The following is a 21329-nucleotide window of genomic DNA, read 5'->3' on the forward strand; positions in this document are numbered from 1 at the left end:
AAGTCCATGAAAAAAGCAGAACTTATCGCATATGCAAAAGAAATGAATGTTGAAATCAATGAAAAAGCAACAAATGCAGAGTTGATTGCAACCATTGAAGCAGCAATCAAATAATTTCTTATTCAGAAATAGTAAGGAGGTGTCTGATCTATGGCAAGTAAAAAGGGAGTCGGTAGTTCCAAGAACGGTCGAGATAGTGAGTCGAAACGATTAGGTGTCAAGAGAGCAGACGGTCAGTATGTTAACGCTGGCAGCATTTTGGTTCGACAGAGAGGGACTAAATTTCATCCCGGAAATAATGTAGGCATTGGCGGAGACGATACTTTATTTGCAAAAGAGTCTGGTATTGTTAAATTCGAAAGATATGACAAAACTAGAAAGCAAGTAAGCGTTTATCCAAAAGAAGCTTAAAAATCAAGCCCCTATATTTTATAGGGGCTTTTTTGACGAAATTTGACAAATAAGAGAAAAAGAAAAATTAGTGAATTTAAGAATTGAGGTGGCCCATGTTTGTAGATAGAGCCAAAATAACCATAAAATCTGGAAAGGGTGGAAATGGTGCCGTATCCTTTCGAAGAGAACCTTTTGTACCACAAGGTGGTCCGGATGGTGGCGATGGTGGCAAGGGTGGTGATGTTATCATCCAAGCCGATAATAATTTAAGAACCTTAATGGATTTTCGTTACAAAAGAAAATATGAGGCGCAAAACGGTGAAGATGGTCGCAAGAAGAAACAATTTGGCAAGCAGGGAGAAAATCTCATTATTAAAGTACCTCCTGGAACCGTTGTTATTGATGATGCAACCAATTTAGTAATGAAAGATTTGGTACATCATGGAGATTCTTTTGTAGCAGCAAAAGGCGGAAAAGGAGGAAAAGGAAATGTAAATTTCAAAAACTCTGTTCGCCAAGCACCAAATTTTGCTGAAGCTGGAGGCTTTGCACAAGACAGACAAGTGACTTTGGTACTAAAATTGATCGCAGATGTAGGGCTTGTCGGATTCCCGAATGTGGGAAAATCAACGTTGTTGTCCGTTAGTACAAGTGCATCTCCGAAAATTGCCAATTATCATTTTACAACCATTGCTCCCAATTTAGGAGTGGTCCAATTATATGATACAAGTTTTGTAATGGCAGATATTCCGGGACTGATCGAGGGCGCACATACAGGCGCTGGATTGGGCTTGGATTTCTTAAAGCACATTGAACGTACAAAGATGCTCATTCACGTCGTTGATGTTTCCGGTTCGGAAGGACGAAATCCGATTGAAGATTTTGAAAAGATCAATCAGGAGCTGGCTTCCTATGGAAAGAAATTACCTTCAAAGGTACAGCTGGTAGCTGCCAATAAAATGGACATGGCATCTGAAGAGCAATATAAGGAATTTGCTGATTATGTTCTAGAAAAAGGATATCAGGTATTTCCGATCTGTGCCCCGATTAACGAAGGCGTTACAGAGCTTTTAACCGCTGCACTGAAAGAATTAGAAATATTAAAAGATTTACCAGAAGAAGAATTACCTTATGAATTCTTTGATTTTGAAAAAGATGATGAGGATGAAGATTATCGAGAATTATATATTTCCAAAGATGGTCCGATTTATGTTCTTACTGGTAAACAGTTGGAAAAAATCTTTAATTCTACGAATTTTAATGATGCAGGATCACTGCGATACTTGTATAAATATGTAGAGAAAAAAGGTGCGATTGAGCGTATGAAGGAAATGGGATTGGAAGACGGAGATGTCATTCGAATCATTGATTATGAGTTTGAATACATTGATGAATAAAGATCAGTTCCATTATAAAGTACAGAATTATATAAAAAAAGGCAGTGAGTCATATCATTGCCTTTTTTATTAAATGTAGGATTTCCTAGCAGAGTGGCGAATCCGCTTTTTTTAATCCAAATTAATTCTGTTTTTCAAGGATTATAAGTCAACTTTATAGGAAACAACTTTTCCAATATAGTCGATATCATCAATGCTGTCATAACAAAAGATTTCATGCGAACGCTCGTCAGGAATCAACAATACTTTATCTCTTACATGAAAAAGACGGCGAAGCGTAGGTATTTTACGTCCAACAGGGTAAAAGGCAATCACATCACGGTCTTTTAATAAAGACGTTTTTGTTGGAATGATATATAGATATGAATGGTTCGGAATCGTAGGAACCATTGAAGTATCACCTAAAAATACATTTAAAAGTTCACCATTGGTATCACATTTTGTGACGCATCCACTTGATAAAGAGATTTCTTTTATAAGTTCACCTGCTTTTGAAGTATCATCGAGACTTATGTATTTGGAGGAAAGCTCTAAAGTGGAAAGAACGTCTAATTGTTCAATGTGCTTTCGAAATTCTGCTGATATTTCTCCATTATTATCGGCTCGGCATAAACTTTCAAGCATAATTTTATTTAAAGTAGAAGAGGCTAACATATATTCTCGTACTAACTCCGGAGCTTTTTCCATATAGCCTTGAAAAACTAGCTGAGATTGCTCTTTTGAACCACATACTTTTGCTAAAATAAGTGAAACTTCTTCTGAAGGAGGGGGTAATTTTCCATTTTTTAATTGTGATATATAAGATGGCGTTATAGTTAAATTCAAGTCGGCACACCGCTTTGAAATTTGACGTAAGGACAATTCGCTTTTCTCGATGATTTGTTCGAGCATTTTTGCATAATTCATATAAAACTTCCTCCTAATTCATGGTTCAGTAGACAATTAACTATACCATTAAGTGTCGTATAATGTCAATTTGTTTACTATATGTTGCTGAAATAAAACTTATATCTATGAATGATACACAAGATACGGTTATGGCTGTTTGACAGATTCATGATTAATATTTATAATGATACAATGATGACGTATTGCTGTGAAAAAGAAAGTGATGTCAATGATGGAAAAAAATTTAATAAAAAAATATCCAACCATAGAACAATGTGAACAATTATGGAAGAAGTACAATACACCGAAACACGTAATTGGACACTGCAAAGAGGTTTCCCGTGTAGCGACACTGCTTGCTGAATCATTAAAGGAGCATGGTATTAATTTGAATATTCCTTTGGTGCAAAGTGCAGGATGGCTGCATGATATCAAAAGAGTTGAGGAAGCACATTGGGAAAAAGGTGCAAAAATTGCCAGAGATTTGGGATACGCTGACATAGCAGATTTAATTTTAGTGCATATGTCTTACCGAATTGATGGTGAAAAAAAAGACATTACAGAGCTGGACTTATTATGTTTGGCAGACCGGATGGTTCTGGAAGACAAATTCGTAGGGTTAGATTTAAGAATGGAGTATATTATAAATAAATCGAAAGAGGATTTAACAGCAGAAGAACGAATACGAAAAAGCTTTGAACAGACAAATCATTTTGTAAGATACATAGAGAATTTGATTGGAAGAAGTTTGTTTGAAATTATGAAATAGGAATGTCAATGCCTGCTTTGTCATATGTTTAAACATAGGAACGAAGGGGTGATTTTATGATACAGCGATACGACCGATGGGGATCGAACCGTGGGAGAAAAAATTGGATGCAAATCGTAATAAGACAAATTCTTATTTCAATTCTTATTTTACTGCTAGTTATTGTAATAAAAAAATTAGACTTGGCATTGTTGAACCAATCCATGCAAACGTTTCAATCATATATGGATAAAGACTATACAAGTATCGAACTAATCGATTCTGGAAAAACGGTTTTTTCGCGTGCTTTAGAGTTGCCTAAGAAAGTTAATGAGAAGATAAAAGACAGTGAAAAAAATCTTAGCTTTGTTCCGCCTACGGATGAAGAAGCTGTTGTTTCTACCTTTGGAGAAAAAAAAGCATATTTTGGAAGTGAAACAAGTGGCTTTGAACGAGGAATGAAATTTTCTTCAGACAGTGAATTACAGGTTTATGCGGTAGCTGGAGGGACTGTTGCAGAAGTCCAAGAAAATACACAAAGAGGAACTACTCTGCAAATTAGCCATGGAAATAAAATTGATTCTAGGTATGAAGGGTGCACTCAGATTTATGTAAAACCTTTGCAAAAAGTAAAGAGAGGGCAGCTTATTGCGTCAGTAGTTCCGGATAATGGGAATTATCTCTCCTTTCAATTGTGGGTTAATCAAGAAATCGTAAACCCTGCTAGTTATATTTCATTTTAGGTTCTCCTATGATTCAATTTTATCTTAGAGGGATAAAAACGGAGGTTCATTATAGCTTTTTTCTGTTAATTATCCTTGTTATTTTGACAGGAAATTGTTTGATTGCATTTTCCTCCGCTTTTTTTTCATTGTTACATGAATTGGCACATGGAGCTGTTGCGCGAGCCTTTGGATACCATCCACAAAAGATATCTGCAGGTTTGTTTGGTGGTGTGCTTTACTTATCTGAAACAGCGATTAAACCATTGCATGAATTATGGATTCATTTAGCGGGACCAGCATTTAATATCTTGGTTGCCGCACTTCTCTATGCCTTTTCTTTTTTCTATTGGAAAAATTGGGTTTGTGAGCTGATTTTATGCAATATCATATTAGGAATTTTTAATTTAATGCCGTTTTATCCGCTGGATGGTGGTAAAATAATTGGGTTATATTTAGCTTATTTTTTCGGATACGGAAAGGCAGAACGGTTTTCTGAAATTTTTTCAAGAATCTTTTCAGTTTTACTTTTCCTTTTTGGGCTATACTTGGTACAATATAATTTGATGAATTTGTTGATTTGTGCATTGGCAGTAAATTTGGCTATGGTTACAAGGGCGGATAACCGCTTCCTCTTCTATAAGTTAACAAAACGCATTGAAGACAGAAGACAAAATTATAAACCGAAAATGGTTGTATGCAACCAGCACATACAGGCAATAAAAATATTACAAGCATATCGCCCCTACGAGGCACGGTTATTTACCATTGTAAATCGTAAGGGGAGTTATAAAGGGCAACTTAGTGAGGAAGAAGTTTTGTCGGGAATCTACGATTGTGGGATTTATGTGGATTTTCACAAATTACTAATTTGGAAACGAAAGAAAAAACAAAAGAATGGAGAATAATCAATGACTTTAACAGAACAACTGGATAAGCTACTGATGAAGGTAGAAAAACCTGCTCGTTACATTGGCGGTGAATTACATTCGGTAAACAAGGACTTAAACAACGTTAAGACGAGATTTGGATTTGCATTTCCAGATACTTATGAAATAGGGATGTCTTATCTGGGGCTTCAAATAATTTATCACATATTAAACAATACAGATTCCGTTTTTTGCGAACGCATATTTGCACCTGGAATTGATATGGAAGGATTAATGAGGGAAGAGAACCTTCCTTTGTTTACCTTGGAAACGAAAACACCGGCAAAAGAAATGGACATTCTAGGATTTACGCTGCAGTATGAGCTTTCTTTTACAAATATTATTAATATGTTAGATTTAGCTGGGATTCCATTTAAGAGTAAGGATCGATCAGAGTCTGATCCGATTATTGCTGCGGGTGGACCATGTGCATTTAATCCAGAGCCCTTGGCAGACATTGTTGACTTTTTTATGCTTGGTGATGGCGAAGAAGTCTTAAAGAAGGTTTGCGAAATTCATCAGAGCTGGAAAGCTAGAAATGGCAATAAACGAGAGTTTTTGGAAGAAGTTTGCCAATTAAAAGGTATATATGTTCCTGCGTTTTATGAACCTATTTATAATGAAAACGGTGTTCTGCAGGCAATTGAAAAGAAATATGAAAAAGCACCGGACAAAATAGAGAAAAATATCATTGAAGATTTGGATACGGTTGATTTTCCAAACAGCAATGTGGTTCCTCTGATTGAGGTCGTTCACGACCGTGCAGTAGTAGAAATTTTCAGAGGCTGTACCAGAGGATGTCGTTTTTGCCAGGCTGGGATGATTTATCGTCCAGTGCGCGAACGTTCTCAAGATCGGATTATTGACATTGCAAAAAATCAAATTGCTTCTACCGGCTACGAAGAAATGTCCATCTTATCTTTATCGACCAGCGATTACTCAAAGATTGAACCATTGGTTACAGATTTGATGGGAATGTGTAAGCAAAATAATGTTTCTTTGTCCTTACCATCTTTACGTTTGGATTCCTTTTCTTTTAATGTTTTGGAACAAATACAGGGCTATAAGAAGACAGGGCTTACGTTTGCACCGGAAGCAGGCACACAAAGACTTCGTGATGTAATTAATAAATGCATTACGGATAAGGATATTTACAGCGGTATGGAACAAGCAATTTCATTAGGTTGGACAAGCGTAAAGCTTTATTTTATGGTCGGACTTCCAACAGAGACTTATGAAGATTTAGATGGCATTGCAGAAATTGCTAAAAATATCATGGACATTGCATATCGCATGAATGGAAACAAACGTGGCCGTTTCAATGTTACGGTAAGTGTATCCAATTTTGTACCAAAAGCACATACGCCGTTTCAATGGTGCGCGCAGGATACGATGGAAAGCTTTGAAGAAAAACATCGATATCTTCGTGAAAAATTAAGAAAAATAAAGGGTGTTAATTTTAATTATCATGGAACAGAAACCAGTCATATGGAAGCTGTTTTCGCAAGAGGAGATCGCCATGTGTGCGAAACCTTAATTAAGGCTTGGTCTTTAGGTTGCAAATTTGATGGTTGGAGAGAGCATTTTAAATACGATAAATGGCTGCAGGCATTTAAGGAAACCGGAATTGATGATAATTCTTACGCATTTAAGGCAGGAAATCCGGAAGATATTTTGCCTTGGGATCATATTGACTGTGGCGTATCAAAAGAATTTTTGATTTCTGAGTGGAATAAGGCAAATCACTGTGAGCAAACACAGGATTGTAGACGTGGCTGTGTTGGCTGTGGAATCAATACGCATACGGAATGCAAACAGGAGGGAACACTATGAGTCGATATGTGCTGCAATTTTATAAACAAGGATACATGAAATATATTTCTCACTTAGATCTTTTACGTTTGTTTAAACGAAGCTTTAAACGTATGGAAATCAAGCTGCAACATTCGCAAGGTTTTAATCCGCATCCGAAAATGAGCTTTGTGCAGCCACTTTCATTGGGTTACACTAGTGTTTCTGAATACTTGGAGTTTGAAACCAATGAGTACGAGGAACCGAATCATATTATACAAAAGCTGAATGAGGCTATGCCGGATGGAATTGGTATTGCAGCATGCCGTGCGATTCCTCCATCAAAGAAAACGCTTGCTGCTATGGTGGAATATGCAAGTTATGAATTGAAATTTAAGACAAACCATATATGTGACTGGAATGAAAAGTTAGAAGAGTTTTTGCAACAAGATAAAATTATTATTTTGAAAAAGCAGAAAAAAAGTAAAAATCTTGTTGAACAGGATATCAAACCAATGATTCGCGATATCATTCTAAAAGATTCTATTGTTGACAATAATATTATTACGTTAACAACAACGATAAGTGCAGGAAGTAATTTTAATTTAAATCCGGAAAATTTAATGAAGAGTTTTTGTACTTTTTTAGATATTCCATTTGAAAAAGAAGCTATTTCAATTGAAAGAAAGGAATTATACTGCTCCACATCTGAAGGAAATGGTTTAGTTCCAATACTAAAAATTGAATTCAAAAATTAAAAAATTGTAAATATTTGACATACCAATCTCTTTTTAATATAATGTAAAAAAATTACATTTAAATAGGAGATGTACTTATGCTAAAAAATAAAAATAATTTACATCAAATGAAGAAAGTAATTCCATGGTTGTTGCTGTTTGGAATTGCTTTTTTTATTTATTTTGGCGAGAAGCTTCAGCCAACTGATGAACTTAAGATTGAAGCATTTTCTGATAATGAAATAATAAACACAGAACAAACAGATGCTAATAGAAGAATTGATGAGGGTACAGATAAAAATAATAATATGGATGAAATAAACACTAACGAAGAATCGGAGACAAAATTTTTATTTATAGATGTCAGCGGCGCGGTTCACAATCCTATGGTAGTAAAAGTGCCAGAGGGCAGTCGTGTTTTTGAAGCCATAGACTTAGCAGGTGGGATTATGGAAAATGCGGATACTAAGAACTTAAATTTGGCTCAGTCTTTAACAGATGGGGAAAAAATTTATGTTCAAACAAAAGAGGAAGCTTCATCTAAAGTAAAGGTAGATTCATCAATTACGAATCGTAAAATTGAAACAGTAAATGATAATAAAGTTAATTTAAATCAAGCAGATTCCATTGAACTTCAAAAACTGAAAGGAGTTGGACCCTCAACAGCGGAACGTATCTTGGAGTATCGAAGGGAATATGGTTCGTTTAAAAGTATTGAAGAACTGAAAAATGTAAAAGGAATTGGAGAAAAAACCTTCGAAAAATTAAAAAATAACCTATATATTGATTGATTTTTGTATAGTATTGATTAAAATTGCCAAAAATATCACTGAGGTGATAGCAATGTTTAGTCAAAGAAAGAAATTTTATGAAACAAAATTATTTTATATTTCATTAGGTGTTTGTGTTTTTGCATTTGGAATTTGGATGAATGCAGGACCTTCCGATGAGCAAAAATCAAAGGAGGCTACGAGGAATACACCAGTAGCAGAGTATCAGCAGGATGCACATGGAAATCAGAAATCGAATACAGATGAATTCGTTCCGGAATATCAAGACTCGGAAGAGGCTGTAGTAGAGGAAGAAGACGAAGAAGTAATGATTTCTGAGGAAGATTATCCTTGTTATTTAGTTCAGGAACAAGATGGTCTCGTCAAGGTGTTTTATTTTAATAGCAATGGAGAAAGCCATTTGGTACGTACCACAGCGATATCTTTTTCTCTTTTAAGTGAAGGGGATCAAATTCTGTTTGAAAAGGGAATTGTAAAGAAAACAGAGGACGATTTGATTGAACTTTTACAAGACTTCGAGAGCTAAAGGGGGAAAGAAATGAATAAAGTAGCAATTCGCAAATTCTTTTATGGCTTTATTGGCATGAGTATTATTATTTGGGTAGCTTTTGGAATTTGGTATACCGGATTTTATAAGCATGAGGCTATATTTAAAGATAATGTTGGAATCAATACTCTGCCATTAGAAGAAACAACAGTTGGAGTCGTAAGTGAAAAAGTACTTCTGCCCGGTGGTCAGTCCGTTGGTGTGAAAATGGACGTAAAGGGTATTTTAGTTGTTGGCCTTGAGGAGATTGATACACCAGACGGCAAAAGTATAAATCCTGGATTAAAAGCCGGACTGGAAATTGGTGACAGTATTCTTACTATTAATGGAGAAACGGTAAATAATGCAAGAGAAGTACAGAAGAAAATAAATAAAGTGAAAGAAAAAGTTCGCTTAAAGATTATGCGAAAAGGCGAAGCCAAAATTATTTATTTAAGTCCCGTATTATCAGCTGATGATAATATGTATAAAATGGGCATTTGGGTAAGAGATAAAACAGCTGGACTTGGGACTATGACTTTCTATGATCCTGAGAGAAATGTTTTTGGTGCATTGGGACATGCCATTACCGATCCGGATACCGGAGATGTATTATCAGTTGCTGAGGGAGAGCTAGTTGATTCTAAGGTAGAATCGGTGAAACAAGGAAAAGCGGGAGACCCCGGCGAAATAAGAGGTATTTTCTATGAAGCAGATGAACCCCTTGGGGCTTTAAAAAACAATGGCAATTTCGGTATCTTTGGAAATTTATATTCTCCAATTGATAACCCTATTTTCCCAAAGCCCATAGCAGTTGGTTATCAAGATCAAGTAAAAAAAGGTTCGGCATATATTTTGAGTACTTTAGAAGGCAATAAAGTTGAAAAATATAGTGTAAACATTGAGAAAATCAATCATCAATTAAAACCAGATACGAAAAGTATGGTTATTCGCGTCACGGATAAGCGCCTATTAAAAAAGAGCGGCGGCATTGTTCAGGGCATGAGTGGCAGCCCCATTATACAGAATAATAAAATCGTTGGAGCGGTGACACATGTATTTGTAAATGATCCTGAAAGGGGATACGGGATTTTTATCGAATGGATGCTACAGGAATCAGAAAAAATCGAACCATATGAAATTGACTCGAACTAATGTCAAAGATTGTCGGAAAGACTCGTGGATTGTAGGTAAAAAATGACAGCGAATTTCCGAATTCTATTGCAAAATAGGATAAATTTCATTATACTTTAGTTAGAAAATTGTTTGAATAAACATAAAATTCTTACTAAAAAGAAGATTAAAGGGGGAAATGTTTATGACAAAAATCAGAGTGGGCATAGCCGATGATAACAAAGACTTCTGTGAGATTTTAACGGATTTTTTTGAGGCCCAACAGAACATGGAAATCGTTTTTACCGCTCATGACGGAATCCAAACTGTCGATGCAGTACTGAAGGAAAAACCGGATGTTCTGATTTTGGACATGATTATGCCTTACTTGGACGGATTAGGAGTTTTGGAGCGATTAGACGGAATGGATTTGGAGACTTTTCCAAAGGTAATTATGCTTTCTGCAGTTGGACAGGAGTCCATTACACAAAAAGCAATCCATTTAGGTGCAGAGTATTATGTTGTTAAGCCTTTTGATCTCACCATTTTAGCAAAGCGTATTAATCAGCTGGCTGGACTGGAAAAAACGAGCAACAGCGGAAATCGGAATAATTCCACAAAAGCGATTATTAAAAGGGAAGAGACAAAGACAATTGATTTGGAAATGGACATTACTAATATGATTCATGAGGTAGGTGTGCCGGCGCACATTAAGGGGTACCAATATTTGAGAGATGCCATTACTATGGTTGTCAATGATATGGATTTACTTAGTGCTGTAACAAAAGAATTATATCCTGCAATAGCAAAAATGAACAATACGACACCAAGTCGTGTAGAAAGAGCGATTCGACATGCGATAGAGGTAGCATGGAACAGGGGGAAAATTGAAACGCTTAACAATCTATTTGGATATACGGTACATAATGACAAGGGAAAACCGACTAATTCGGAATTCATTGCTATTATTGCCGACAAATTAAGATTAGAGAGAAAAGTAAGCTAAACATTCATAATTGCCTTTTACTATTTTTATTCCAAATAAACTCCTTTTGTCAATTGGGTAAAACTACTTAATTGATAAAAGGAGTTTTTATGTTGTAAATCACCAAATGTTTCATTATAATAAGAAATAGATATTTTATTTCCATTTTTATATAGAATGGAAAAATGAGAGGAAGAAACGAAAAGTTATGTTAGTAAAAGAAAAAATAGATCGAATTAATTATTTGGCTAAAAAATCAAAAACAGTAGGCCTTACATCCCAAGAGAAAAAAGAACAACGAATTTTACGTGAAGAATTTTTAGCTGATTTTCGAGCACGCTTTAAACAACAATTAGATAACATTGAATTTGTAGAGGACATTCAAGAAGAGAATAAGAGTGTCGAAAAAAATAGAGATAAGAATTAAAAAACTTGTAATAAGCAGCGAGAAGGAACATTTTTCTCGCTGCTTTTCTTTTATAGTAGAGGTATACAATAATCTTTTATTTATAAACAAGAAAGAGGTGGAGATTTTGTACCGACGCTATAAATTCATTGTAATCCCATGTATTGCGGTACTTTTTATCAGTATTTTCTCAGGGTTTGGTACCAATTCAGAGAGTGCAAATGTTCGACATTTGATTGAACAGCGGACGGATATTCTACAACAAGCATATTATGGTGAACTATCCTTTGAGAAAGCACAAAACCAATTGCAGAAAATTGAGACACAGCCGTTATTAGGCGAAGACATTACTGCACTTAAGGATGCAGACCCTTGTCAATTGGATTTGGTACAAAAAATGGAAATGAAGTCGATCGAGCGAAAGATGCACTTGTTCCATTACCAATCTTTTGAAGTAAATTTAAAATGGTATATGAAGGGGCTCTGTGAAGATTATATTTCTCAAGGGGATTATTTTATCGTGCTAAAAACAGTTGATGGAGAGGCAAAGCTATCTGAATTTGAACCGATTTTGACAGATTATGAAGGAAATTAGTTCTTTTTAGCAGAATCCAAAAAAATTCTGTTTATCTTTTCAAATTTGTTGGTATAATATATAAGTATTGCATATATGAAATAAATCAATGAATATTTGAAAGGAGAGGTGGCAATGCAAAAAGTATATTTGGATTATTCCGCTACCACACCTGTAAAAAAAGAAGTTCTTGATGAAATGATTCCATACTTTACAGAAAAGTTTGGTAATCCGTCAAGTTTATATGAAATAGGCGCAGATTCGAAGGAAGCAATCACGAAAGCAAGAGGACAAGTTGCTGGTCTGATTGGTGCAGGAGAAAAAGAAATTATTTTTACTTCTTGCGGTTCTGAATCGGATAATTGGGCTTTGATAGGTACTGCAGAAGCAAAAAAGGATAAAGGTAATCATATCATAACAACTGCGATTGAGCATCATGCTGTTTTGCATACTTGCAAGTACTTAGAAAAACATGGCTTTGAAGTGACCTATTTAGGTGTGGATGAGGATGGAAGAATTAATCTTTCTGAATTAGAAGCTGCTATTACGGATAAAACGATTTTAATCAGTATTATGTTTATCAACAATGAAATGGGTGCAATCCAACCAATTAAAGAAGCTGCAGCCATTGCGAAAAAACATGGAATCTGGTTTCATACCGATGCTGTCCAAGCTTTAGGAAACGTTGAAATTGATGTAAAAGAACTCGGCGTTGATATGATGTCAATGTCTGCACATAAAATATATGGGCCAAAAGGAATCGGAGCTATGTATCTTCGAAAAGGTGTTGTGCTTCCTGGCTTTATTCACGGAGGTGCACAGGAGTTTAAAAAACGTGCTGGTACTGAAAGTGTTCCAAATATTGTAGGCTTTGGAAAGGCTGCAGAATTAGCTAAGGAAAATCTTTCCGAACACATTGCGCGACTTTCGGAATTAAGAGATTACTTTATTAAAGAGGTAACAACAAAAATTCCGGATGTAGACGTAAACGGAGGAATGAAATACAGACATCCAGGCAATGTAAATCTAACATTTAATTTTATTGAAGGAGAATCCTTACTTATTTTATTGGATATGAAAGGAATTTGTATTTCAACAGGTTCGGCTTGCTCTTCAGCATCATTGGTTCCATCGCATGTATTATCAGCATTGGGAGTACCGGTCGAGAAAATACATGGATCTCTTCGTTTTTCTATCGGAGATTTTACAACGAAGGAAGATTTGGACTATACAGTAGAAAATTTGATTGAGATTGTAGCGAAGCTGAGAACCATTTCTTCGGTTTCGAGCGAGAAAGGTTGGTAAACGATATGGCAATGTATAATGATAAAGTTATGGATCTTTTTATGAACCCACAAAATGTCGGCGAAATTGAAAATGCGGATGGGGTTGGTACTTACGGAAGCCCTGTTTGTGGTGACATGATGAAGATGTCTTTAAAAATTGAGAATAATGTAATTGTAGATGCTAAATTTAAAACATTTGGATGCGGATCTGCCATTGCTTCTTCTAGCATGGCAACCGAAATGATTATTGGTAAGACGATTGATGAAGCTTTAAACATTACCAATAAAGATGTGTTGAAAGAACTTGGCGGACTGCCGGGTCCTAAAATCCATTGTTCCGTATTATCAGAACAAGCGATTAAAGCTGCCATTTATGATTATGCACAAAAGCATGGATTAGAATTTGAAGGCTTAAAAGATTACGATCCAAATGCATCGGAAGACGATCATCTGCATGAGCATGATGAAGAGGATGGAGAATAATACCATGACAAAAACCATGGAAAAGAATAAGAAAGTTGTATTAGGGTTGAGCGGCGGTGTGGATAGCACTGCCGCTGCTTTGTTGTTAAAAGAAAAAGGCTATGAAGTAACCGGATTATATTTTGATGTGCTTGGAAATCAAGTAAAGGAAAAAGAACGTGCGGAACAGGCTGCTAAAGAGTTAGATATCCCATTTGTATATAAAGACATTAAGGAAGCTTTTTCTGAGAATGTTATCTCCTATTTTTGTGAATCCTATCAAAAAGGTGAAACGCCAAATCCATGTATAATATGTAATCCAACTATAAAATTTAAGCTTATGGAAGAGGAAGCGAATCGATTGGGAGCATACCATTTAGCTACCGGACACTATGCAAATATAGAATTTGATGAGGATACAAATTGTCATTTTATTAAGCGTGCAGATAATGAGAAAAAAGATCAGTCTTATATGCTTTATCGACTGCCGCAATCCATTATTCGGCGTTTGATTTTTCCTTTAGGAAATGTTGAATCAAAGGGTTTAATCAGAGATTTTGTTCGTGAACATCAAATTCATAATGCCGATGCAAAGGATAGTCAGGAAATTTGTTTTATCAAACAAGGCAATTACATCGATTATCTGAATGAAAGAGGATATTTGGGAAAAAATGGAGACTTTATTGATAAAGAAGGGAATATTCTTGGGAAGCACAGTGGAATCATAAACTATACAATCGGACAGAGAAAAGGTCTTGGAGTTACTTTTGGAAAACCGATGTTTGTAATTAAAATGGATGAAAAAAAGAATCAAGTGGTACTAGGTGAAAACGAAGACTTGTTCCAAAAAATCATTTATGCAAAGGATTGTCGCTTTACCATTCAAAACCAAGGTGAAGAAGGATTTCCAAACGAATATGATGGCATTTCCGTTCTTGCAAAGGTGCGTTATGCTTCAAAGCCTGCCAAAGCAAAAATATATAGAGACGAAAATGGAATGATAAGAGCAGAATTTGAGGAAAAACAAAGAGCAGCGACTCCGGGACAATCTATGGTATTTTATTTGGGCGACCGTCTGATTGGCGGAGGGTTTATTACAAATAAATAGCAATAATCGATATATTTCTGATGAATTAAGGAGGTAGCGATGCTTGAAACTTTAAAAGAAGAACTCATACAAGCAGCAATTCAGGCAGAAAAAGACGGACTTTGTAAAAATAAATCCGGAAACTTTAGTGCCATAGATCAAAAGAGAAAGTTCATGGTTATTACACCTTCCGGTTCTGAACGAAAGGATCTTAGTGTAGATGATATCCCTGTTTTAAATTGGAATGGAGAGGTCATAGAGAATAAATCCGGATTAAAACCATCCAGTGAATGGAAAATGCATCTTGCAGCTTATGAAACGCGTAATGATTTTTTTGCAGTTGCGCACACGCATTCTCATTTTGCAACTTCTTTTGCTATTTGCGGGAAAAAAATTTCCCCTGTTGCATTTGAAGCCTATTTTTATGGCTGGAAAACAGAACTTGCGGATGCTTTTTTGCCGGGAAGTAAAGAGCTTGCTGAAAGCGTAAAAAAGCCACTTCAAATAGCAGATGTAGTCTTGCTTAAAAATCATGGTGTTTTAACAGGTGGGAAAAACAGCGAAGATGCACGTCAAAAAATTACTTATGTTGAAGACGTTGCACAGCTTTATTTTTACGCTTTGCAAATAGATGGAAAAGAACCAACTTCTATCCCAGAAAAGCAATTTTTGGACTATCATGATTACTGCTGCAATGCGAATAAGTAAAAGATTACACGGGAAACCTATACTTATTCTATATAGAAAGGAATGAGTATATGAACAATCGTAATTTAACGTACGGAATTGGTCTGGGAGTAGCTGGTGCGATTGCCGGTATGCAATTTTATCAACGTATGACACCAAAATCACAGCGTCAACTTCAAAAAAGTGTTAAAAATGCAGCCGATCAATTAAATGATCTTATGCAAGAAGTAGGAGATCGTTTAAACAATATCACTATGATGGACTAATCAAAAAGTACAAAACGGGAAACAGGCCTAAGAATCAAAGGCAAAAAACCCTATTTTCATAAAAGATTTTGTAAAATAGGGTTTTCTGTTTTTACATAAGATATTTCTCGGGAAACATTTGACACTATAAGAAATATTGATTATAATCTTACTGTTAAAAGCTTAATACAATGACAATGAAAAGGATAAGTACCTTTTAATGCGTAGCAAAGAGAAGAAGGGATGGTGGGAGCCTTCTGTACGATAGATTGGGAAGCTGCCTTGGAGTCATATTTGAATGAGAGACCTTTACCAAGGTAATTAGGGTGGTACCGCGAGCAAGCTTCGTCCCTATGTGGGATGAGGTTTTTTATTTTTTTGATAAGGTTTGATAAGGGAGGAAATGATATGGAAAAGATGGGTTTAAATGAACTCAGAAAGAAATTTCAAGAATTTTATGAAACAAAAGATCATTATGCAAGAAAAAGCTTTTCTTTGGTTCCTGATAAGGATAAGAGCTTATTGATTATTAATTCCGGAATGGCACCGCTAAAGCCATATTTTGCAGGAATCGAAACACCGCCTAGCAAACGAATGACAACTTGTCAAAAATGCATTCGTACCGGTGATATTGAAAATGTAGGTATAACATCAAGACATGGTACTTTTTTTGAAATGCTTGGAAGCTTTTCATTTGGTGACTATTTTAAAGAGCAATCCATACGTTGGGGTTGGGAATTCATTACTCAAGTGCTTCATATGCCAGAAGATCGTGTATGGGCAACCATTTATGAGGATGATATGGAAGCACGTGATATTTGGAAAAATATCATAGGAATGCCGGAAGAACGAATCGTACCTCTTGGAAAAGACGATAATTTCTGGGAAATCGGTACTGGTCCATGCGGACCATGTTCGGAAATTTATTTTGATCGTGGTGAAGAATATGGATGTGATAGTGAAGATTGCAAGCCTGGTTGTGAATGTGATCGATACATTGAATTCTGGAATCACGTATTTACGCAGTTTAATAAAGAAGAAGACGGTACGTATTCTCCGCTTGCACATCCAAATATTGATACCGGGATGGGACTTGAGCGTTTGGCTTGCATCATGCAGGGAGTCGATTCTATTTTTGATATTGATACGATTCGGACAATTTTAGATGAGGTTGTACGAATCAGTGGAGTTTCTTATCATAATGGAGAAGCATCGACGGATGTTTCCATACGAATTATTACCGATCATATTCGTTCTGTAACATTTATGGTTGGTGATGGCATTTTACCAAGCAATGAAGGACGCGGATACGTACTTCGACGATTGCTTCGCCGCGCTGCCCGTCATGGAAAGCTCTTAGGATTGGAAGGACCTTTCCTTGCTGATTTATCCAATAAAGTAATGGAATCATCTGGAGCTGCTTATCCCGAAATTCAGGAAAAAAGAGAATACATCTATCGTGTTATTTCTGTGGAAGAGGAAAAGTTCAGTACTACCATTGACCAGGGTAATCTAATTTTAAATGATTACATTAATCGTGCAAAAAAGGAAAATAAGACTTGCTTATCCGGTGAACAAGCATTTAAGTTATATGATACGTATGGCTTTCCTTTGGAATTAACACAGGAAATTGCAGCAGAAGAAAATTTAACGGTGGATATTGATGGGTTCAACCAGCATATGCAGCATCAAAAGGAAATGGCAAGAGCGGCAAGAAAGTCAGAAACAGATGCAGGATGGTCAGACGATTCCATGCTGTATGCAAATTTACCGGATACGGAATTTATAGGCTATACAACACTCAATGCTAAAGTAAAGGTAGAAGGTATTTTCTCAGAGAAAGCTTCCTTAGATGTATTAAAGGAAGGGGAATCCGGACGCGTTGTTTTTGATTGCTCTCCATTCTATGCAGAAGGCGGTGGACAAGCTAGTGATAAAGGGATGGCAGAAAATGAGAAATGCCAGACTAAGATAGCTGGAGTAACGAAATTTAAAAATATCTTCTTACACAAGATTGAGGTTACAAGCGGAGAGCTTCATGTAGGAGATATGCTGGATGTTTCGGTTCAAGCAGAAAACAGAAATAAAACAGCATGCAACCATACAGCAACCCACATTCTTCAGAAAGTATTAAAAACAATTTTGGGTGATCATGTACAACAGGCTGGTTCCAATGTGACTGCAGATGGACTTCGCTTTGATTTTACTCATTTTGAGGCAATTCCAAAAGATGTTTTGAATCAGATTGAACAGGCTGTTAATAAAAAAATTATTGAATTTTTACCAGTTGTATGCAAGGAAATGCCAATTAAAGAAGCGGAGCAGCTTGGCGCGATGGCGTTATTCGGAGAAAAGTATGGAGAAACAGTTCGAGTGGTTTCGGTAGGGGATTACAGTATCGAATTTTGTGGAGGAACCCATGTTTCCAATTCTGGACAAATTGGTGCATTTAAGATTCTTTCCGAATCCGGTGTTGCTTCCGGTGTTCGCCGTATTGAAGCAATTACAGGGACTGGACTTTATATGAAATTAATAGAGGAAGAAGCTATAATAACCTCTGCAGCTGAAAGCTTAAAAGCAAATCCTTCTAATTTAGTATCTCGTATCCAGAGCTTAAACGAAGAACTTAAAAATTGTAAAAAAGAGTTAGAACAGATTAAAATGCAGGCTATGGGTTCAGAGCTTGATGATATGATTGCAAGTGCAAAAGAAATCAATGGTGTTCGATTGATCACCAAACGTTTTGAAGATTGCGACATTAATGACTTAAGAAAGCTTTCCGATGAGATTAAAGAAAAAGAAAAAGGCATTGTTGTATTATTTGCGACAGTAAATGGAAACAAGGTAACCTTTATGGTATCAGTTGCAAATGATTTGTTGGATCGTGGCTACCATGCAGGGAACATGATTAAAAAGATTGCTGCAGCAGCTGGCGGCGGTGGCGGCGGTAAAGCAGATATGGCACAAGCAGGAGCAAAAGATCCTTCAAAAGTGGAAGATGCATTTGCTTTGGCAGAGACCTTACTGTAAAATATTACAACAATATTAAGAATTGAAAAACTCCTTGTTTCTATTTTTGATTTTGCTATAATGAATTCAATAGGAAAGAAGGTGAAAGAATGGACAGAAATACCATACTGTTTAATAGCCCGGAAAAAGGCGAACAACAAACGACCGAAGAAATATTAAGAACGGTTTATAATGCGTTGGAAGAAAAAGGGTACAATGCAATCGATCAGATGGTAGGCTACATTCTATCGGGTGATCCTTCCTACATTACTGGTCACAACAATGCTAGAAACCGTATTCGTCATATTGAAAGAGATGATTTGGTTGAAGAATTGTTGAGAAGCTTTTTAAAGAAATAAAAAGTAAAGCGGACATTTTTGTCCGCTCCTTTTTTATTTTGTAAGTAGGAAGTTGTGATACTAAAAGAGAAAAAATAATAGGCAGAGGGGATGGAGGAAAGAAATTTGAAATGTATTTCACTGGATGTAGGCGATAAAACCATTGGTGTCGCCGTGAGCGATGGTTTACTTTTGACTGCACAAGGGTTAATGACCATTGAAAGAGTAGGAATTCGCAAGGACGCAGATAAAGTAATTCAACTCATTAAAGAGCATGATTGCAGTACCGTAGTCGTTGGACTTCCCAAAAATTTAAATGGAACAGACAGTGTACAGACAGAAAAGGTGTATACCTTTAAAACAATGCTTGAAAATAAACTTCGCAGTACAGGGATGGCTGATGTTGAAATTGTTTATGAAGATGAACGTTTTACTACAGTCATTGCAGAAAATGTTTTAATTCAAGCAGATGTTAGCCGTAAAAAACGAAAAGAAGTGATTGACAAACAGGCAGCTGTAATCATATTACAGAGCTATTTGGATCGCTATCAGAATCAGAAAAAGAAAAATGAAGAAAATCAAGAAAATGAATAAGAAATAATAAAGTAATGAAAATGAATTATTATTAATGGGGATTAATTTAGAAATTAAATAAGAATGGGAGAAAAGAGAGTAGTATGTGTATACAACAGAAAATTAAGAAAAGTATTTTATGGGCACTGTGTGTCTGTCTTTTAACTTTATGCCTTCCTGTTTCTGTTTATGGAAGTGATCAGAACGAGAGGCTGAATAGTAAATTTAGATCCGGAGCATATTTTCACTATTCTTATAAAACGAATTTGGATGACATTCGTTTTGATAAGTTAGATTATATCATTTATGCTTTTGTTGAACCTTATGCGGATGGAAACTTTCGGCCTTTGGAGAAACCGGAACAGGTAAAAGAGTTGATTCAAAGAGCACATGCACATGATGTAAAGGTTTTTATGGGAATTGGTGGGGGTTCCACGGCAATGGATTTTGATATTCTAGCCTCGGACAAAGATTCCGTCATTCGTTTCATCAAATCAACCATGGGTCTTTTTGAAGAATATGATTTAGATGGAATTGATATCGATTGGGAAAGCCCGTTGGTCGGTCAATCCGCTAAAAATTGTGAAGCTTTAATGCAACAGTTAAGTAAGGAATTAAAGGCAAAGGGTAAGTATTTTACATGTGCGGTTTCCGGAACATACAAACCGGATAAAGGCATCGACAGCACCAATGGATTTACAGATGCTTGCCTTGATACCTTCGATTGGATTCATGTCATGACCTATAGCTTACAAAGAACAAACAGTCCTTTATGGTTTCCGGATGTTTCTCTTCAATATTGGCACAATGTAAGAGGAATCAGTACAGATCGATTGGTAATCGGTGTTCCGTTTTATGCATTACCAAGCTGGAAAACATACCGTGATTTGATTGCAGAAAACCCAGAAGCTGCCTACATTGATCAGGTATTGGGAGCCGATGAAACACAGGAATCGAATTACAATGGCATTAATACCATTCGTGAGAAAACAAAGCTTAGCTTACAAAATGGAGGCGGCATGTTCAGTTGGGTTGTTAATGTCGATGCACCCGGAGAACAAAGTCTAACGGCATTGATTTATGATACGATAAAAGAAGCAGAAGCAATGGGTGTATCAAATTTTGTAAATAAACCAACGGTTATATATAAAAATCGTGAAATCAAATTTGATGCATCTTCCGGTTATCCTTTTATTGATGTTGCAAATCGTACGATGGTACCGTTTCGAAAAAGTGCGGAAACGGTTGGAATGACGGTAAGCTATGATGCTGTCAACCAAATAGCTACTGCAACAGGAAACGGAAAAACCATACAAATTCCAATTGGTCAGCCCAATATTATAGTTGACGGTACAACCATCGCTTTGGATACACAGGCCGTGATCTATAATAATAGAACGTATATTCCTATGCGTGCATTTTTTGAGAATGCCGGATGCCGCATCAAAGAGTGGCATAACAATACAAGAACGGCTTATGTTGAATAAAACTTGTTTGCCGTTTGACAAATAAAACATTCTATGATACATTGAAAAAAAACAGGGAGCTTGTAAGCAGGCTGAGAGGAAGTAATCGAACTTCGACCTATATTACCTGATTTGGATAATGCCAACGTAGGGAACATAAGCACAAAAGTAAATTT

The 21329-nt window shown here is 36.1% G+C and carries 23 protein-coding genes, 1 riboswitch and 1 other annotated feature; of the genes, 22 read left to right on the top strand and 1 reads right to left on the bottom strand.

Annotation, left to right across the window (positions count from 1 at the left end):
• The first annotated feature begins 150 nt into the window (after window positions 1–150).
• Window positions 151–411 (top strand): 50S ribosomal protein L27, encoded by a 261-nt coding sequence (rpmA, locus tag I2490_RS07895; protein ID WP_206459181.1) that lies wholly within the window; start codon window positions 151–153, stop codon window positions 409–411.
• A 95-nt stretch (window positions 412–506) separates the two neighbouring features.
• Window positions 507–1790, top strand: coding sequence for a GTPase ObgE (obgE, locus tag I2490_RS07900; RefSeq protein WP_206459182.1), 1284 nt, complete (start codon window positions 507–509; stop codon window positions 1788–1790).
• A gap of 141 nt (window positions 1791–1931) precedes the next feature.
• Here the strand turns inward: obgE and I2490_RS07905 are convergent, their stop codons facing one another.
• Complete coding sequence (locus tag I2490_RS07905; RefSeq protein WP_206459183.1) at window positions 1932–2696, bottom strand: S24 family peptidase; 765 nt, start codon at window positions 2694–2696, stop codon at window positions 1932–1934.
• 211 nt (window positions 2697–2907) lie between these two features.
• Here I2490_RS07905 and I2490_RS07910 point away from each other — a divergent pair, with 211 nt between their 5' ends.
• From I2490_RS07910 to I2490_RS08005, 20 genes are all read left to right on the top strand, one after another.
• Entirely contained in the window at window positions 2908–3447 is a 540-nt protein-coding gene (locus tag I2490_RS07910; protein ID WP_206459184.1) for an HD domain-containing protein, read from the top strand.
• A gap of 56 nt (window positions 3448–3503) precedes the next feature.
• Window positions 3504–4169 carry a M23 family metallopeptidase gene (locus tag I2490_RS07915; protein WP_206459185.1) on the top strand — a complete coding sequence of 222 codons (666 nt, stop codon included), beginning with the start codon at window positions 3504–3506 and terminating at the stop codon, window positions 4167–4169.
• 8 nt (window positions 4170–4177) lie between these two features.
• Window positions 4178–5056 carry a site-2 protease family protein gene (locus tag I2490_RS07920; protein ID WP_206459186.1) on the top strand — a complete coding sequence of 293 codons (879 nt, stop codon included), beginning with the start codon at window positions 4178–4180 and terminating at the stop codon, window positions 5054–5056.
• 3 nt (window positions 5057–5059) lie between these two features.
• Entirely contained in the window at window positions 5060–6910 is a 1851-nt protein-coding gene (locus tag I2490_RS07925) for a TIGR03960 family B12-binding radical SAM protein (protein WP_206459187.1), read from the top strand.
• A complete protein-coding gene (locus I2490_RS07930; RefSeq protein WP_206459188.1) occupies window positions 6907–7626 on the top strand; it encodes a TIGR03936 family radical SAM-associated protein in 720 nt (239 codons plus the stop codon). The genes I2490_RS07925 and I2490_RS07930 overlap by 4 nt, the downstream gene beginning before the upstream one ends.
• A 77-nt stretch (window positions 7627–7703) precedes the next feature.
• Complete coding sequence (locus I2490_RS07935; protein ID WP_206459189.1) at window positions 7704–8396, top strand: helix-hairpin-helix domain-containing protein; 693 nt, start codon at window positions 7704–7706, stop codon at window positions 8394–8396.
• Window positions 8397–8448: 52 nt separating this feature from the next.
• Complete coding sequence (locus I2490_RS07940) at window positions 8449–8922, top strand: hypothetical protein (protein WP_206459190.1); 474 nt, start codon at window positions 8449–8451, stop codon at window positions 8920–8922.
• Window positions 8923–8934: 12 nt separating this feature from the next.
• The gene (gene spoIVB / locus I2490_RS07945; protein ID WP_206459191.1) at window positions 8935–10077 is read left to right on the top strand and encodes a SpoIVB peptidase; all 1143 of its coding nucleotides are present in this window, start codon (window positions 8935–8937) and stop codon (window positions 10075–10077) included.
• Between the two features lie 163 nt (window positions 10078–10240).
• Window positions 10241–11041: a sporulation transcription factor Spo0A gene (gene spo0A / locus I2490_RS07950; RefSeq protein ID WP_330634607.1), complete on the top strand. Its 801-nt coding sequence runs from the start codon at window positions 10241–10243 to the stop codon at window positions 11039–11041.
• 187 nt (window positions 11042–11228) lie between these two features.
• Window positions 11229–11447: a DUF896 domain-containing protein gene (locus I2490_RS07955; protein ID WP_206459193.1), complete on the top strand. Its 219-nt coding sequence runs from the start codon at window positions 11229–11231 to the stop codon at window positions 11445–11447.
• Window positions 11448–11553: 106 nt separating this feature from the next.
• Window positions 11554–12021: a hypothetical protein gene (locus tag I2490_RS07960; RefSeq protein ID WP_206459194.1), complete on the top strand. Its 468-nt coding sequence runs from the start codon at window positions 11554–11556 to the stop codon at window positions 12019–12021.
• 114 nt (window positions 12022–12135) lie between these two features.
• Complete coding sequence (gene nifS, locus I2490_RS07965; protein ID WP_206459195.1) at window positions 12136–13305, top strand: cysteine desulfurase NifS; 1170 nt, start codon at window positions 12136–12138, stop codon at window positions 13303–13305.
• A gap of 5 nt (window positions 13306–13310) precedes the next feature.
• Window positions 13311–13769: a Fe-S cluster assembly scaffold protein NifU gene (gene nifU, locus I2490_RS07970; protein ID WP_330634608.1), complete on the top strand. Its 459-nt coding sequence runs from the start codon at window positions 13311–13313 to the stop codon at window positions 13767–13769.
• A gap of 4 nt (window positions 13770–13773) precedes the next feature.
• A complete protein-coding gene (gene mnmA / locus I2490_RS07975; RefSeq protein WP_206459196.1) occupies window positions 13774–14856 on the top strand; it encodes a tRNA 2-thiouridine(34) synthase MnmA in 1083 nt (360 codons plus the stop codon).
• 39 nt (window positions 14857–14895) lie between these two features.
• Complete coding sequence (locus I2490_RS07980) at window positions 14896–15543, top strand: class II aldolase/adducin family protein (protein ID WP_206459197.1); 648 nt, start codon at window positions 14896–14898, stop codon at window positions 15541–15543.
• Window positions 15544–15593: 50 nt separating this feature from the next.
• Window positions 15594–15788, top strand: coding sequence for a hypothetical protein (locus I2490_RS07985; RefSeq protein WP_206459198.1), 195 nt, complete (start codon window positions 15594–15596; stop codon window positions 15786–15788).
• 167 nt (window positions 15789–15955) lie between these two features.
• Window positions 15956–16123: a binding site (T-box leader), on the top strand.
• Between the two features lie 52 nt (window positions 16124–16175).
• Window positions 16176–18797, top strand: a complete 2622-nt coding sequence (gene alaS, locus I2490_RS07990) for an alanine--tRNA ligase (protein WP_206459199.1) — start codon at window positions 16176–16178, stop codon at window positions 18795–18797.
• Between the two features lie 89 nt (window positions 18798–18886).
• Window positions 18887–19135 carry an IreB family regulatory phosphoprotein gene (locus I2490_RS07995; protein WP_206459200.1) on the top strand — a complete coding sequence of 83 codons (249 nt, stop codon included), beginning with the start codon at window positions 18887–18889 and terminating at the stop codon, window positions 19133–19135.
• A 105-nt stretch (window positions 19136–19240) separates the two neighbouring features.
• On the top strand, window positions 19241–19708 hold the full coding sequence (gene ruvX, locus I2490_RS08000; RefSeq protein ID WP_206459201.1) for a Holliday junction resolvase RuvX: 468 nt from the start codon (window positions 19241–19243) through the stop codon (window positions 19706–19708).
• An 83-nt stretch (window positions 19709–19791) separates the two neighbouring features.
• The gene (locus tag I2490_RS08005) at window positions 19792–21174 is read left to right on the top strand and encodes a glycosyl hydrolase family 18 protein (RefSeq protein ID WP_206459202.1); all 1383 of its coding nucleotides are present in this window, start codon (window positions 19792–19794) and stop codon (window positions 21172–21174) included.
• 42 nt (window positions 21175–21216) lie between these two features.
• A riboswitch (TPP riboswitch) is annotated at window positions 21217–21324 on the top strand.
• Window positions 21325–21329 lie beyond the last annotated feature (5 nt).

Origin of the sequence: Anaerovorax sp. IOR16, assembly GCF_017168145.1 — a bacterium.
Classification (GTDB): Bacteria; Bacillota; Clostridia; order Peptostreptococcales; family Anaerovoracaceae; genus IOR16.

Coding starts and splice junctions, on each gene's coding strand:
- rpmA (WP_206459181.1), top strand. CDS start 151: ATGGCAAGTAAAAAGGGAGTCGGTAGTTCCAAGAACGGTCGAGATAGT.
- obgE (WP_206459182.1), top strand. CDS start 507: ATGTTTGTAGATAGAGCCAAAATAACCATAAAATCTGGAAAGGGTGGA.
- I2490_RS07905 (WP_206459183.1), bottom strand. CDS start 2,696: ATGAATTATGCAAAAATGCTCGAACAAATCATCGAGAAAAGCGAATTG.
- I2490_RS07910 (WP_206459184.1), top strand. CDS start 2,908: ATGATGGAAAAAAATTTAATAAAAAAATATCCAACCATAGAACAATGT.
- I2490_RS07915 (WP_206459185.1), top strand. CDS start 3,504: ATGATACAGCGATACGACCGATGGGGATCGAACCGTGGGAGAAAAAAT.
- I2490_RS07920 (WP_206459186.1), top strand. CDS start 4,178: ATGATTCAATTTTATCTTAGAGGGATAAAAACGGAGGTTCATTATAGC.
- I2490_RS07925 (WP_206459187.1), top strand. CDS start 5,060: ATGACTTTAACAGAACAACTGGATAAGCTACTGATGAAGGTAGAAAAA.
- I2490_RS07930 (WP_206459188.1), top strand. CDS start 6,907: ATGAGTCGATATGTGCTGCAATTTTATAAACAAGGATACATGAAATAT.
- I2490_RS07935 (WP_206459189.1), top strand. CDS start 7,704: ATGCTAAAAAATAAAAATAATTTACATCAAATGAAGAAAGTAATTCCA.
- I2490_RS07940 (WP_206459190.1), top strand. CDS start 8,449: ATGTTTAGTCAAAGAAAGAAATTTTATGAAACAAAATTATTTTATATT.
- spoIVB (WP_206459191.1), top strand. CDS start 8,935: ATGAATAAAGTAGCAATTCGCAAATTCTTTTATGGCTTTATTGGCATG.
- spo0A (WP_330634607.1), top strand. CDS start 10,241: ATGACAAAAATCAGAGTGGGCATAGCCGATGATAACAAAGACTTCTGT.
- I2490_RS07955 (WP_206459193.1), top strand. CDS start 11,229: ATGTTAGTAAAAGAAAAAATAGATCGAATTAATTATTTGGCTAAAAAA.
- nifS (WP_206459195.1), top strand. CDS start 12,136: ATGCAAAAAGTATATTTGGATTATTCCGCTACCACACCTGTAAAAAAA.
- nifU (WP_330634608.1), top strand. CDS start 13,311: ATGGCAATGTATAATGATAAAGTTATGGATCTTTTTATGAACCCACAA.
- mnmA (WP_206459196.1), top strand. CDS start 13,774: ATGACAAAAACCATGGAAAAGAATAAGAAAGTTGTATTAGGGTTGAGC.
- I2490_RS07980 (WP_206459197.1), top strand. CDS start 14,896: ATGCTTGAAACTTTAAAAGAAGAACTCATACAAGCAGCAATTCAGGCA.
- I2490_RS07985 (WP_206459198.1), top strand. CDS start 15,594: ATGAACAATCGTAATTTAACGTACGGAATTGGTCTGGGAGTAGCTGGT.
- alaS (WP_206459199.1), top strand. CDS start 16,176: ATGGAAAAGATGGGTTTAAATGAACTCAGAAAGAAATTTCAAGAATTT.
- I2490_RS07995 (WP_206459200.1), top strand. CDS start 18,887: ATGGACAGAAATACCATACTGTTTAATAGCCCGGAAAAAGGCGAACAA.
- I2490_RS08005 (WP_206459202.1), top strand. CDS start 19,792: ATGTGTATACAACAGAAAATTAAGAAAAGTATTTTATGGGCACTGTGT.